The sequence below is a fragment of the Janthinobacterium sp. BJB304 genome (assembly GCF_002735765.1).
In the GTDB taxonomy this organism is placed as follows: Bacteria; Pseudomonadota; Gammaproteobacteria; order Burkholderiales; family Burkholderiaceae_D; genus Janthinobacterium.
This window is the reverse complement of record NZ_PDZN01000003.1, coordinates 153,960-167,683: the sequence shown is the minus strand read 5'-3', so window position 1 is coordinate 167,683 and position 13,724 is coordinate 153,960. Positions and strand designations below refer to the sequence as shown.

The 13,724-nt window shown below is 66.3% G+C and carries 14 protein-coding genes; 7 read left to right on the top strand and 7 right to left on the bottom strand.

Going from position 1 to position 13,724, the window contains the following annotated elements; translation table 11 throughout:
* Positions 1-5 precede the first annotated feature (5 nt).
* From CSQ95_RS04770 to CSQ95_RS04760, 3 genes are all read left to right on the top strand, one after another.
* Positions 6-1,184, top strand: coding sequence for a benzoate/H(+) symporter BenE family transporter (locus tag CSQ95_RS04770; RefSeq protein ID WP_099408826.1), 1,179 nt, complete (start codon positions 6-8; stop codon positions 1,182-1,184).
* An 85-nt stretch (positions 1,185-1,269) separates the two neighbouring features.
* Positions 1,270-2,001, top strand: coding sequence for a CPBP family intramembrane glutamic endopeptidase (locus tag CSQ95_RS04765; RefSeq protein WP_099408689.1), 732 nt, complete (start codon positions 1,270-1,272; stop codon positions 1,999-2,001).
* Between the two features lie 32 nt (positions 2,002-2,033).
* On the top strand, positions 2,034-2,576 hold the full coding sequence (locus CSQ95_RS04760; protein WP_099408825.1) for a gamma carbonic anhydrase family protein: 543 nt from the start codon (positions 2,034-2,036) through the stop codon (positions 2,574-2,576).
* On the opposite strand, the gene CSQ95_RS04755 is transcribed toward CSQ95_RS04760, so the two are convergent.
* The 7 genes from CSQ95_RS04755 to CSQ95_RS04725 all read right to left on the bottom strand — a co-directional run bounded on the left by CSQ95_RS04755 (position 2,549) and on the right by CSQ95_RS04725 (position 8,595).
* Positions 2,549-3,490, bottom strand: a complete 942-nt coding sequence (locus CSQ95_RS04755) for an acyl-CoA desaturase (RefSeq protein ID WP_099408688.1) — start codon at positions 3,488-3,490, stop codon at positions 2,549-2,551. The genes CSQ95_RS04760 and CSQ95_RS04755 overlap by 28 nt on opposite strands.
* A complete protein-coding gene (locus CSQ95_RS04750; protein WP_034782889.1) occupies positions 3,490-3,807 on the bottom strand; it encodes a DUF3144 domain-containing protein in 318 nt (105 codons plus the stop codon). Before CSQ95_RS04750 ends, CSQ95_RS04755 begins: the two co-directional genes overlap by 1 nt.
* A 71-nt stretch (positions 3,808-3,878) precedes the next feature.
* Positions 3,879-4,379 (bottom strand): gluconokinase, encoded by a 501-nt coding sequence (locus tag CSQ95_RS04745; protein ID WP_257217955.1) that lies wholly within the window; start codon positions 4,377-4,379, stop codon positions 3,879-3,881.
* A gap of 2 nt (positions 4,380-4,381) precedes the next feature.
* Positions 4,382-4,885 (bottom strand): OmpA family protein, encoded by a 504-nt coding sequence (locus tag CSQ95_RS04740; protein WP_099408687.1) that lies wholly within the window; start codon positions 4,883-4,885, stop codon positions 4,382-4,384.
* Between the two features lie 16 nt (positions 4,886-4,901).
* On the bottom strand, positions 4,902-6,161 hold the full coding sequence (locus CSQ95_RS04735; RefSeq protein WP_306532446.1) for a diguanylate cyclase domain-containing protein: 1,260 nt from the start codon (positions 6,159-6,161) through the stop codon (positions 4,902-4,904).
* Between the two features lie 8 nt (positions 6,162-6,169).
* Positions 6,170-6,748, bottom strand: a complete 579-nt coding sequence (locus CSQ95_RS04730) for a YfiR family protein (RefSeq protein ID WP_240453593.1) — start codon at positions 6,746-6,748, stop codon at positions 6,170-6,172.
* A 194-nt stretch (positions 6,749-6,942) separates the two neighbouring features.
* On the bottom strand, positions 6,943-8,595 hold the full coding sequence (locus tag CSQ95_RS04725; protein WP_099408685.1) for a Na+/H+ antiporter: 1,653 nt from the start codon (positions 8,593-8,595) through the stop codon (positions 6,943-6,945).
* Positions 8,596-8,789: 194 nt separating this feature from the next.
* Between CSQ95_RS04725 and CSQ95_RS04720 the strand changes: the two genes are divergently transcribed.
* From CSQ95_RS04720 to CSQ95_RS04705, 4 genes are all read left to right on the top strand, one after another.
* Positions 8,790-10,088, top strand: a complete 1,299-nt coding sequence (locus CSQ95_RS04720) for a cytochrome c (RefSeq protein WP_099408684.1) — start codon at positions 8,790-8,792, stop codon at positions 10,086-10,088.
* Positions 10,089-10,112: 24 nt separating this feature from the next.
* On the top strand, positions 10,113-10,580 hold the full coding sequence (locus CSQ95_RS04715) for a (2Fe-2S)-binding protein (protein ID WP_070218230.1): 468 nt from the start codon (positions 10,113-10,115) through the stop codon (positions 10,578-10,580).
* Positions 10,573-12,891, top strand: coding sequence for a xanthine dehydrogenase family protein molybdopterin-binding subunit (locus CSQ95_RS04710; protein ID WP_099408683.1), 2,319 nt, complete (start codon positions 10,573-10,575; stop codon positions 12,889-12,891). The genes CSQ95_RS04715 and CSQ95_RS04710 overlap by 8 nt, the downstream gene beginning before the upstream one ends.
* A 161-nt stretch (positions 12,892-13,052) precedes the next feature.
* Complete coding sequence (locus CSQ95_RS04705; RefSeq protein ID WP_099408682.1) at positions 13,053-13,718, top strand: dienelactone hydrolase family protein; 666 nt, start codon at positions 13,053-13,055, stop codon at positions 13,716-13,718.
* Positions 13,719-13,724 lie beyond the last annotated feature (6 nt).

Below are 13,724 nucleotides of genomic sequence, written 5' to 3'. Positions count from 1 at the left end.
CCGCGATGGCCGACCGGACGCGCTGGCGCGACCTGGCGTCCCCCGCCATGGCGGCCTTCATCTCCGTCCTCGTCAACTATGGCGGCACCTTCGTGCTGGTGTTCCAGGCCGCCCATCTGGCCCAGCTGAGCGCTGCGCAGACGGCGTCCTGGGTCTGGTCGCTGAGCATCGGCGTGGGCGTGACGGGCATCTGGCTCAGCTACCGCTACCGCGCTCCCATCATCACGGCCTGGTCCACGCCCGGCGTGGCTTTCCTGGCCACCGTCATGCCGCATACGCCGTATGCCGAGGTGATCGGCGCGTATATCATTTCCGCCATCGCCTTCATTGTGCTGGGCATGTCCGGCGCCTTCGAGCGCCTGGTGCGGCTGATACCGGGCGGTATCGCTGCCGGATTGCTGGCCGGCATCTTGCTGCAGTTTGGCGTCAACGCATTTGGCGGCGCCAGCGCCGACCCGGTGCTGGTCGTCGTATTGCTGCTGTCGTACGCCGTGCTGCGCCGTTTCACGGCACGTTTTGCCGTGGTGGGCATCATGCTGATCGGCCTGGCCCTGCTGCTGGCGCAGGGGCGCATCGATGCGCAAGGCATCGAACTGGCCCTGGCCGCACCCGTGTTCGAGATGCCGCGCTTTTCCGTGGCGTCGCTGCTGGGCGTGGCGCTGCCGCTGTTCCTGATTACGCTGACGGGCCAGTACATGCCCGGCATGCTGGTGCTGCGCAATGACGGCTACGCCGTCAGCGCCAATCCGATTTTGACGGTGACGGGCCTCGGTTCGCTGCTCATGGCGCCGTTCGGCGCGCACGCCTTCAATGTGGCCGCCATCACGGCCGCCATCTGCACGGGCAAGGATGCCCATGCGGACCCGTCGAAGCGCTATGTGGCGGGCCTGGCGTGTGGCGTGCTGTACATCCTCGTGGGCATCTTTGGCGTGACCCTGGCCAGCCTGTTCATGGTCCTGCCGCGCCCCTTCATCACGGCGCTGGCGGGCCTGGCCCTGCTGGGCGCCATCGGCAACAGCCTGGCGCAGGCGATGGCGGACGTGCGCATGCGCGAAACGGCCCTGATTACTTTCCTGGCCACGGCCGCGAACGTGACCCTGCTGGGCGTGGGCGGCGCCCTGTGGGGACTGGCGGCGGGGCTGGCTGCGCATGGGCTGATGCATGGCTGGCGCAAGGCGGCATAGCAAGACAGGTTGCCCATGTTGCCAGGCGGCGCATACAATTGCTGCGCCCGTGCCCGTTGGCACCGTACTTTCTCCGATGTGAACGATGGACGACCTGACTTCCCTGGCGCAGTATCTGCTGGCGATCACGCCTGCCTTCCTCGTCTGCGCCGCCTTGCTGCTGGCTATTCCCCGGACGGTACCGCTGCTGCGCGTGCTCGTGCATATCCTGTTTTTCGTGCTGGCGCGCGACGCGATGACGGCGCACGGCTACTGGCAAGTGGCGGCGGGCGGCTTGCGCTTCACGGCGCCGCCACCGGTCTTGCTGGCGCTGGGCGCCATGTCGCTGGGGCTGGTGGCAAGCACGTGTTGGCTGGAAAGCGAGGCGCGCCGCCAGATCCGCTGGCTGGGCATGCGGCCAGCCCTGTCCGTGCTGCTCGGCGTGGCGGGCGCGTGCGTGATCGTTGCGCTGGCGGCGGGCTTGAAAGCGCTGTTCGGCTTGCCGTCGCTGGCGCCCGTCGCGCCATCCACGCTGCCCTTGCTGCTGGGCTTTGCGCTGGCGGCCAACTGTTATGAGGAATTGCTGTTCCGCGGCTTGCTGCAGCAGCAATTGCGCGCCTGGCTGCCCGCCTGGCGCGCGGCGCTGGTGTCGGGCCTGCTGTTCGGCCTGTGCCACGCCTTTCTCGCCACCACCGTCACGCAGGTGGGCGCGCCCATCCTCGTGTTCACCGTGATCGAAGGCGTGGTGGCGGGGCTGGTATATTGCCGTGCCGGCTTGTTGGGCGCATCGCTGGCCCATGGCCTGGCGATTTTTGCGCTGGCGGCCGGCTGGGTGTGAATGTCTACTAATTAATGAAAAGCGAGAAAGCGATGCCTGTCAGTTCCTACCTGAATACCCGTCCCGTGCTGGGCGAAAGAGTCTACCTGCATGACACGGCGCAAGTGATTGGCGATGTGCAGATCGGCGACGACTGTTCCATCTGGTGCAACAGCGTGCTGCGCGGCGACGTCAACCGCATCGTCATCGGCGAGGGCAGCAATATCCAGGACTTTTCCATGGGCCATGTGTCGCACAGGAATGCGGCCAAGCCCGACGGGTCACCGTTGACCATCGGCAAATACGTGACCATCGGCCATTCCGTGATCTTGCACGGCTGCACGATTGGCGACGAATGCCTGATCGGCATGGGCAGCATCGTCATGGATGACGTCGTGGTGGAAAAGCACGTGATGCTGGGCGCGGGCAGCCTGGTATCGCCGGGCAAGGTGCTGGAAAGCGGCCATCTGTACGTGGGCCGTCCCGCTGTCAAGGTGCGCGCACTGACCGAGGCGGAGATCGCCTACCTGCGCTATTCGGCCGAGCATTATGTGCGCGTCAAGAACAATTATCTGGCCGGCGGCGACGACGCCTGACCGCCAGCGCCATCAAGGCGGCGCAGTTCCGGCCGCGGCGCCAGGTCTTGCGGCAGGCGCAGGCCTGACGCGAGGCCCAGGCACCGCAAGAGCAGCAGCATCCACCAGCCCGGGTCCCATTCGCCCGGCAGCAGGCCCAGCCTGGCTGAGCCCGGATACGCATGATGGTTGTTGTGCCAGCATTCGCCCATGGTCAGCAGCGACGTCAGGCGGATATTCCTGCCTTGTACGGCGGCGCCGTCGACATGAAAGTGCATGTGCCCATGGTTGTGGGCGAAGTAGCCGATCAGCCAATGGCCGAGCACGCCGGCGCTGACCCGCGCGCAGACACCCCAGCAGACGAAGCCCCAGCCGCCCCAGGCATAGAACAGCACGGCCCATGGCAATTGCTGCAGCATCCAGCTTCTTTCCAGGAAACGGTAAAAGCGGTCGAGCGCGATGCGCGGCTCGATGGCGATGTGGGGCGGGTGGTCGAGTTCCAGGCGGCAGAATAATTGCCACCAGGCATCACGCCAGAAGCCGGCGCCGTGGCGCAGATAGGGATGGCAAGCGGGCAGGCGCTGCGCATAGTCGCGCAGCTCGTGCTGGCGCAGCAGGCCCAGCGGGCCGCTGAGGCCCACCAGCACGCCCAGGTAGACGAGTACATATTCCAGCCATGGCGGGCATGCAAAGCTGTTGTGGATCAGCTTGCGGTGGCTGCCCAGCGAGTGGCCGAACAGCAGGACGACGGCCGTGCCGGCCGCAAACAGCAGCAGGCCCATCCAGCTGAAGAAGAGCAGGGCGCCCGTCACGGCGCCGGCCAGCATGGCTAGCAGCCACAGCGATTGCAGCGGCGCGTAACGCACCGTGCCGTCGAGGACGCTGCCGGCATGGGTGGCGCGGGCGCGGTGGCCGTCCAGGCTGGCTGCGGACATCAGCCCTTGGGGGCCGACGACGGTTGCGTGTACTTGTCGAAGTTGGTGATGTAGTCGTTGAAGTTGTCGGTCAGCATGCGCTTGTACTGTTCCGTGAAGAAGGCCACGGCGCCTTCCTTCTCTTCCTGCATCTTGGCCACGTCGTTGCTCTTGCTGGCGACGAGGAAGGCGTTGAAGCGGGCGGCCGCGTACAGCAGCGAGGTGGCCACTTCATTGCCGCCGCTGTGCATGCATTGTTCATTGGCCAGGGCGATGACCTGGTCGGCGCGTTCCCAGAATTCCGGGCCCGGTGCTGGTTTTGTCGTTGGTGTGCTCATAGAAATCCCTCATGAAAGTGCGCGCCAGTCTACACAGGGGGGCGCGGGCTGTCCAGCCGCGCGGCTGCCTGTCAGGGCGCTTGCAGGATCTGTGCGACCAGCACGGCCAGCGGCTGGCGGATGTCGAGCACCATGCCGGCTTCGTCCGCTTGCAGCGGCTGCAGGGTGGCCAGCTGGCTGTCGAGCAGGCTGGCCGGCATGAAATGGCCGGGGCGCTGCAAGCGGTTTTCCAGCACGGCGCGCGGGCCGTCCAGGTGGGCAAAGCGCAGGGCCGGATCGCCTGCGCGCAGCACGTCGCGGTAGGCGCGCTTCAGGGCCGAGCAGGAGACGACGAGGCCGCTGCCTTGCGCGCGGGTCGTGGCGATCCGGTCGCGCAGGGCGGCCAGCCAGCCGGCCCGGTCGGCATCGTCGAGCGCGATGCCGGCGGCCATCTTGGCCACGTTTTCCGGGGAATGCACGTCGTCGCCTTCCACGTAGGGCACATGCAAGGCCTCGGCCAGCAGGCTGCCGACGGCGCTCTTGCCGCAGCCGGACACACCCATCACGACCCAGCGCACGGCGGGCACGCCCATGGTCAAGGGGCCGAGACGATGACGGTGACGCGGCGGTTTTCCGCCTTGCCCGTCTTGCTGGCATTCGAGGCCACCGGCTTGCTCATGCCCAGGCCCTTGACGCTGATGTTATCGCGTGGAATGCCCGATGCGCTCATGGCGTCGGCCACCACGTTGGCGCGCGCCAGCGACAGCTTGTTGTTGTACGCCTCCGTGCCTTCGTTGTCCGTATGGCCTTCCACGCGCATGTGCGTGATGCCCACTTTCAGCAGGGCGGCGCTGATTTTCTGGATGGCCATGCGGCTCGGCGGCGTCAGCTTGGCGGCGTCGAATTCGAACAGCAGCTTGTCGGTAAAGCTCAGTTCCCAGCCTTCGTCGGTCTGGTTGAAGCCTTGCTCCTTCAGGGTGGCGACTTGCTCGGGGCTGAACAGCGGTTTGGTCTCGGGCGTGCTTTGGCAGGCGGCCAGCAGGCCCAGCATGAACAGGCCGAGAAAGCCGCGGCGTAATTGCTTGTAGATGAATTGCATGGTGTTGCTCCTTGGTTCAGGGGTGAATATGGGGTTGCGGCAGGCGCGCCACCTGGCGCGTGCCGCGCTGCGCCTGCTTCGCGCGGTACATGGCTTCGTCGGCCGCGCCGACCAGCGAGACGGCGTCGATGGCGTGATCAGGGAAGACGGCCACGCCGATGGTCAGCGAGCTGACGATGCTGTTGCCAGTGGGCAGTTCAATGGCTTGCGCCATGGCGGCGATGATGTTGTCGGCGATGTGCATGGCGTCGCTGCTGTTGCGCAGCGGCTTGAGCACGATGGCGAATTCGTCGCCGCCCAGGCGCGCCACCAGGTCGCCCTCGCGCAATTGCTGCTTGATGCGCGCGGCGATCGTCACCAGTACGCGGTCGCCCGAGGCATGGCCGAAGGTGTCGTTGATGTACTTGAACCGGTCGCTGTCGAGGAACAGCACGGCCACCTTGCCATTGCCGACCCGCGCTTCGAGGATGGCGCGTTCCAGTTCCGCTTCCATGAAGGCGCGGTTCGACAGGCCCGTCAGGCTGTCGTGGTTGGCGCGGTGCGACAGCGAAGCGTGTTCCTTTTGCAGGTGGCTTTGCCACGCTTCCAGTTCGTCGAGCAGGGCGTTGAAGTCGTCATTGATCTGGTTCAGCTCGGCAATATTGGCGGGCGGCACGCGCAGTTCGAACGAGCGGTCGCGCCGCACGCGGTGGGCCGTTTCCGCCAGGTGGCGCAGCGGCGACGTGATCTCCGTTTCCATGCTGCGCGACAGGCGCACGGCGACGACCAGGCTCAGCACCAGGCAAGCGAGCAGGCAGGTCAGGCCGCTGAGCAGGAAGGGTAGCAGGCTGCGGCTGTGCGGCACCAGCTTGATGCTGCCGATGACCTGTTCATTGCGCGTGATGGGGAACGACAGCGAATCGGGCAGCATCCAGCCCGTCAGCGCGCGTTCGATGTAGTAGCGCGTGCCGTGCTGGCCCCGTTCCCAGCGGGCCAGCACCTTGCCGGCCTGGTCGCTCACCTGCGCCTGGTCGATGTCTTCATTGACGCCGATCAGGGCCAGCGCTTCCCTGGCGGCGAAGGAGTCGCCAAAGACGACGGCCCCTTCCACCGTATAGCTCATCGAACGGGCCACCAGGCGCAGGTTCTGGTCCGAATACACGCGCAGGGCGAGCAGCGCCACGGCCGTCAGGGTCAGGCCGGCCGCCAGCACGGCGATCAGCGACACGCTCAGGTGGGCGCGCCGCAGCACGCTGTCGAGCGTGGGGCGGGGCGTGCGGGCTGGCTTATTGCGCATGCGGGCGCTCATGGCGGTGGTCCCTTGCGACGTGCAATTTGCAAGGCGTTCGGATGCACGCGCAGGCCGCTGCGGGCGATGGCGTCGAGATTGACGTCAAAACCGATCTGCGCCTCGTTCAGGCGCAGGCAGAACATGGTGCCCACGGCGCACGACGTGCCGGGCTCGGCGACCGACAGGATGGGTTTGCCGATGATCTGCGCCAGCAGATGCTCGCGTTCGCTCTCGGGCAGGCTGCCCAGGTAGGCGACGTCGCATTCGCTGGCTGCGCTTGCCGGCGGCGGAATTTTCACGCGGATGCGCGGTCCCAGGCTGGAGGCGGGCGTGTCGACGATGGCCGCCCCGTAGCGGGGTGTTCCGAGCATGCAGACGCGCACTTCCTGGCGCGCCACGGGCCAGCGCACATAGCTGATGATGCCAAACAGGACCTGGGCCACTTCGGCGGGACGCCTGGCGTCGGCCGCCGCGCCCGCTTGTGCCCAGGCGCATGGCGCCAGCGCGCTGCAGGCGAACAGCGCGGCCAGAAGGACGACGGCGAGCAGGACGGGCGGCGCGGAGCGCTGCCGGTGGCGGGGGGAGGAGGGCACGGCGTCGGTGTCTTTATGCAGGTCGGGGGGCTATTCAAATAGTTACTCAGCAACCCAGACTCTACGGAAGTCCCTGTCGAAAGTAAATCACGGCATGACGCCATCAACCTTGCATTATAAACACGAATAGGAAAACTTGCATTCTTTACCATGAGAATTACTTACCAACACTGCTTTGGCAAGCCAGAGTGTTGCTATTCTTCCAATGTCGCCTCCAGCAAGTCGATTTCGCGCAGCAGGCGCAAGTGGATGGTGTCGTCCAGTTCGCCCGAAATGCGGCGGCGGAACAGCTCGTCGCGCTCCGCATTGAGCGCTTCCAGGCGTAGCGCGCGCTCGGCCTTGGCCAGTTCCTGCAGCCGCATCGCCTCGTCGTTGCTGCTTTCGCCATAGGCCAGGCGGCGCCGGTAGGCTTCGATCAGACGGTTGGCCGCCTCCGTGACGACTTGCTGCTTGTCATTCTTGTCGATGCCTTCGCACACTTTTTCCAGCCGCGCGATGGCCGCTTCGGCGGCAGCGGCGCGGGCATTGCGCTCCTCCGTCGAACGGCGCGCGGGCGGCGCGAACACGAGGCCCTTGGTCAGCAGGGGCAGGGTGACGCTGGCCAGCAGCAGCGACAGCAAAATCACGCCCATGGCCAGGAAGATGACGAGGTCGCGCGCGGGGAAACGATTGCCGTCGGGCAAGAACAGCGGCAAGGTCAGGATGCCGGCCAGGGTCAGCGCGCCGCGCACGCCCGCGAACGACGCCACCAGCAGCAATCGCAGGCTGGGGCGCGCCAGCAGCGCCGCGTCCTTCGGCTCGCCCGCCACTTTCTTGTGGTGCTTGAACAGGGTCAGTTTCATCGAGATGAAGACCCAGAGGAAGCGCATGAAGGTCAGCCCCGCCGTGATGGCGATGACGAACAGCGGCAATTTCCAGGCGCTGCCGGCGCCTACCTCCATGGAGGCGGCGGGCAAGCCGGCCACTGTGGCGGGCAGTTGCGCGCCCAGCATGACGAAGATCACGCCATTCAAGACCAGTTGCACGGTATCCCAGACGGCCTTGCGCTGGGTGCGCGTGGCGGCCAGCGGACGGCCGATCAGGTCGGCATAATGCATGGACACGCCCGCCGTGGCAGCGGCCAGGATGCCGGAGCCGTGGATTTGCTCGGCGCCCAGGTAGGCGGCGAACGGGATCAGGATGCTGATGAGGATTTGCAGGCCAGGCTCTTCGCCAACCTTGCTCACCAGCCATTTATTCGCCAGGCCCACGCCCCAGGAGATGCCCAGGCCGATGACGATGCCGCCGCCCGCTTCCTGCAGGAAACTCAGCGAGGCGGCGCCGATGGAAAAGCCGCCCGTCATCATGGCGCCCACGGCAAACGTGAAGCAGACGAGGCCCGAGGCGTCGTTCAGCAAGGATTCGCCTTCGAGGATGTGCATCAGGCGCGGCGGGATGGGATTGCCTGCCGCGATGGCCGAGACGGCCACGGGGTCCGTGGGCGAGAGGATGGCGCCCAGCGCGAAGGCGACGGCCAGCGGCACGCTGGGGATCAGCCAGTCGATGAAGAAACCCATGCCCAGCACGGTAAACAGCACCAGGCCGATGGCCAGCATCAGGATCGAGCGCGCGTCGGAAAAGAAGGCGCCCTTGGGAATGCGCCAGCCATCGAGAAACAGCAGCGGCGGAATGAAGAGCAGGAAGAAAATGTCGGGATCGAGCGGCACTTGCACGCCAAACACGGCCAATCCCGTGCCGCCGGCGATCTGGATCAGGGGCAGCGGCAGCTTGACCCAGCGCGAGCGGGCGAGAAAGCCGCACAGGACGACGGTCAACACGAGGATGAGGATGATGGTAACGGTATGCATGAAGGAGCGGCGGCGTGCTGAAACGCTGATTATAAGGCGCAGCCCGCCTGCGGCACGACCTCCGTGTCATTGCGTACATACAACAAGTCACAATCGCGGTAAGATTGTCACTGTGGCCTTGTTGCGGCCGCCATTGGCTGGCGGTCCGTGCGCCTTGCTTTTACCCTGGCCTTTACTTTTCATTGGTTCCTGTTTTGCTCAAGAAAATCCTCACCGGCCTGCTGCTGTCGCTGGCATTGCTCATCGTCGCGGCGCTGGCCGCCTACCTGTATTACTGGCGCCCCGCGCTGGCGCCCATCGACCCGCCCGCCGCCACGGCCTTTTCCTTGCAAGCGGTGGAGCGGGGCCGCATCCTGGCCGGCATGGGCAATTGCGCCGCCTGCCATACGGCCCAGGGCGGCGCCGAGTACGCGGGCGGCCACGGCCTGGCTACGCCGTTCGGCACGATCTATGCGACGAATATCACGCCCGACAGGCAAACGGGGATCGGCCGCTGGTCGCTGGCCGCTTTCCAGCGCGCCATGCGCGAAGGCGTGGGCCGCGATGGCGCGCATTTGTATCCCGTCTTTCCGTACACCCATTTCAACCTCGTTTCGGATGCCGACCTGACGGCCCTGTACGCGTATTTCATGACGCGCCCGCCCGTGTACGCGGCCGTGCCCGCCAACAGCGTGCCGTTCCCTTTGAACCTGCGTCCCTTGCAGGCGGGCTGGAAGTTGCTGTTTTTCAAGCCGGCCGGCTTTCAGCTTGATCCCGCGCAAGGGCTGGACTGGAACCGGGGCCGCTATCTGGCCGAGGGCCTCGCCCATTGCGCCGCCTGTCACACGCCGCGCAATGCGCTGGGTGCCGAGCTTGCCGGTTCGGCCTATCTGGGCGCGTCCATCGACCACTGGTATGCGCCGGCCTTGACCAGCGCCAACACGGCGCCCTTGCCGTGGACGCAGGACGAGCTGTACGCCTTTTTGCGCACGGGGGCGACGGCCTTGCACGGCGTGGCGGCAGGTCCCATGTCGGCCGTCGTGCACGAAGGCATGGGCGCGTCGCCCGACAGCGATATCCGTGCCTTGTCCGTGTATTTTGCCGGCGTGGCCGGGGCCGAGCAGCGCAAGGTGGATGCGGATGCCGTGGTGAAAGCCGGCATCGAACGCTCGCAGCGCGTCAGCCTGGTCGACAATGACCGTGGCGCCAGCCTGTACGTGGCCGCCTGCGCGTCGTGCCATTCGAACAGCGATGGAAAACCCGCGGCCTTGCGCCCGGAACTGAGCCTGAACAGCGCCGTCAGCGCGCCCGATCCCGCCAACCTGATCCAGGTGATATTGCATGGCATCGGCAAGGACGAAGCCATGTCCGGCGTGCTGATGCCGGGCTTTGCCGCCTCGCTGACGGACAACGACGTGGCCAACCTGGCCGCCTATCTGCGCCGCAGCCGCAGCCACCAGCCGGCCTGGACGAACCTGGAAGCGGCCGTGGCACGCGCACGCGCCGGCAAGTGATACTTGAAAGTGTCTTAAATATTTATGTATAACATTACCGTCAATGGCCAGCCCTTCGGCACCGAGGCCGACGCCGAAACACCGCTGCTGTGGGTACTGCGCGACGAAGCCCATTTAAAAGGCACCAAGTTTGGCTGCGGCATCGGCATGTGCGGCGCCTGCACCGTGCACGTCGATGGGCGCGCCATGCGCTCGTGCATCACGCCGATTGCCGCCGTGGCCGGCTGCGCCATCACCACCATCGAAGGCCTTTCGCCGGACGGCACGCATCCGCTGCAGCGGGCGTGGCTTGCCACGCAGGCGCCCCAGTGCGGCTATTGCCAGTCGGGCCAGATCATGCAGGCGGCTACCTTGTTGAAAGACTATCCGCAGCCGACCGATGCGAATATCGATGCCGTCATGAGCGGCAACCTGTGCCGCTGCATGGCGTATGTGCGCATCCGCAAGGCGATCAAGCTGGCGGCCGGCATGCAGGAGGCGCCCGGTGTTTAAGTTGCCGAAAGAAAATTCAGGGACCCGCGCTCCCTCGCCGGGCCGACGCGGCTTCCTGATCGCCGCCGCCGGCACGGGGTTTACCCTGGCCTTCCTGCGCGCGGACAGCTCATCGGCCGCAGGCAAGGCGGCGCCCGCGCCACCGACAAAGTCCACCGCGCCCGATTTCGATCCCAGCATCTGGTTCCAGATCGACCGGGACGGCATCGTCACCGTCAATATCGCCAAGGCGGAAATGGGCCAGCACATCGGCACGGCCCTGGCGCGCATCGTTGCCGAAGAGCTGGAAGCGGACTGGAGCAAGGTACGCCTGCATTACGTGGACACGGACCCGAAATGGGGCTTGATGGTGACGGGCGGCAGCTGGTCTGTCTGGCAGAACTTCGATCCGCTCAGCCGAGCCGGCGCGGCCGGGCGCCTCGCGCTGGTCGAGGAGGGCGCGCGCCTGCTGCGCGTGCCCGTGTCCGCCTGCCACGCCCGGCTGGGCGTCGTGCATGGCCGGGGGCGCTCGATCAGCTATGGCGACATCGTGCGCCGTGGCAAGCTGGCGCGCCAGTACACGCCCGAGCAACTGAAAGCCATCGTGCTGAAAACGCCGCAGCAGCGCAGGCTGATCGGCCAGCAGGTGCAGGCGCTCGATATCCCCGCGAAAATCAATGGCACGGCCGTGTACGGCATCGATGCGCAGGTGGAGGGCATGCTGTATGCGCGTCCGAAGATCCCGCCCACGCGCTACGGTGCCAGGGTGGTCTCCATCGACGACTCGGCGGCAAAGAAAGTGAACGGCTATCTGCGCAGCGTGGCGCTGCAGGACCCCAGCGGCACGGTGCCCAGCTGGGTCATGGTGGTGGCCGAAACGTATGCGGCCGCCATGCGCGCGGCCGATCTGGTGCAGGTGAAATGGCGGGCCGGCGCGGCCGCCCACGTGTCGGAGCAGGATATCGTCAGCTATGCGGGCAAGCAGCTGGCCGACGCGAGCCTGGGCGCTCGCGTGGTCGACGATGATGGTGTGGAGCAAGCCTTCAAGGATGCCAGCCTGCAGCTGGAACGCCATTACACGACCAGCACCGTGCTGCATTTCCAGCTGGAGCCCGTGAATGCGCTGGCCCAGGAAGTCGACGGCGTCTGGCATATCCATGCGGGCAATCAATGGCAATCGTTGATCCTGCCCGTGCTGGCGCAGGCGTTGAAGGTGCCGGAGAGCAAGGTCATGCTGCATACCTATTTGCTCGGCGGCGGCTTCGGTCGGCGCCTGAACGGCGATTATTGCGTGCCGGCCGCGCTGGCGGCGCAAGCCGTGGGGCGCCCCGTCAAGATGATCTGCACGCGGGCCGACGACGCCCGTTTCGATTCGCCCCGTTCGCCGTCCGCGCAACATGTGCGCATGGCGTTCGACGACGCCGGCAAGGTGTCGGCGATGGTGCACGAGGCCAGCGCGGGCTGGCCCACGCAAGCGATGATCCCCGCCTTGCTGGCCAAGGATAAGCAGGGCCATCCATACGACCCGTTCGCCATCGCCGGCGCCGACCACTGGTATGCGGTGGGCGCGCAGCGTGTGCGGGCCGTGTCGAACGACCTGGCTAACAGCAGTTTTCGTCCCGGCTGGCTGCGCTCCGTGGGGCCGGGCTGGACGAATTGGGCAGTGGAAAGTTTCATGGACGAGGCGGCGCAGGCGGCCAAGGTCGACCCGCTGGCGTTTCGTTTGTCCTTGCTGCAGGCCACGGGGCGCAATGCGGGCAGCGCGCCGAATGCCGTCGGCGGCGCCGCGCGCCTGGCCCACGTGCTGCGGCGGGTGGCGGACAAGGCGGGCTGGGGCACGGCCATGCCGCCCGACACGGGCCTGGGCATCGCCGCCACGTTCGGCCAGGAACGCGACATGCCCACCTGGACGGCCTGCGTTGCCCGGGTGAAAGTGGACCGCAGCACTTGCATGGTGAAAGTCGAAAAGCTGTTCATGGTGATCGACGCGGGCAGCATCGTCGATCCCGACGGCGCGCTGGCGCAGGCGGAAGGGGGCGCTTTGTGGGGCGTGAGCATGGCCTTGCACGAAGGCACGGCTTTCCTCAATGGCGAAGTGAAGGATACCAACCTGAACACTTACACGCCGTTGCGGATGGCCGACGTGCCCGAGCTCGACATTGAATTCGTTGCCAGCACGGCAACGTCGACGGGCATGGGCGAGCCGCCCACGACGGCTGTGGCGCCCGCGATCGGCAACGCCATCTTCGCCGCCGTGGCCTCGCGCGTGCGGCATTTGCCGATCCGTCCGGAAGCCGTGCTGAAGGGGCTGGACCGGTACGGCGCCGTCTGATGCGGAGGCGTGGCGAATTTGACGTGCGCCGCGCGCGAACGGACGCAGGCTGGTACACTGAGGCTTGCCGCTCAGGGCGCGCAGGCGGTGCCCGTTCCGGCAAGATCAACGCAACAGCAGCTTGATGTCAGTCCGATTTCAGCTCGATAGCGGAGGCAGCCATGCAAGAACAATTTGTCAGCATCACGGCCGATGAACTTCAAATGGACGGCGTGCTTGAAATGCCCGAGCGGCCCGTGGGCATCGTCCTGTTTGCCCACGGCGCGGGCGCCGATAGCGACTATCTGGGCGCCTCCAGCCACGCCACTTCCCAGGATTTTTTGCGAGCGGGCATCGCCACCTTGCGCTTCGATCAGGGCGGTATCGAGCCTGGCGGCGGCAGCAATGGCCACGCCTACTTCGTGCGCAGCGATATCGTGCTGCTGGCGCGCCAGCTGGAAAAAGCCCTGAGCTGGCTGCAAATCGACCAGTCCACCCGACGCTTGCCCTGCGGCCTGTATGGCTATGGCACCAGTGCGGCTGTCGTGATGCAGCTGGCGGCCTGGCGCAGCGCGGAGATCGCCGCGCTGGCCGTGTGCGATGGCCAGGTGGAAATGGCGGGCAAGGCGGCGCTGGAAAACGTGCGCGTGCCATCGTTGCTGATCGTGGGCGGGCGCGACCCCGACGTGGCCGGCCTGAACCGCATGGCGTTTGCCACCTTGCGCTGCGACAAGCAGCTGGAACAGATCGCCGCACCTGGCGGCCCCGACACGCGCCACCAGGCGGCCCTGCTGGCCACGGACTGGTACACGCGCCATTTCAACGGGCATACCAGCACGGCGCAGTAAGGCGGC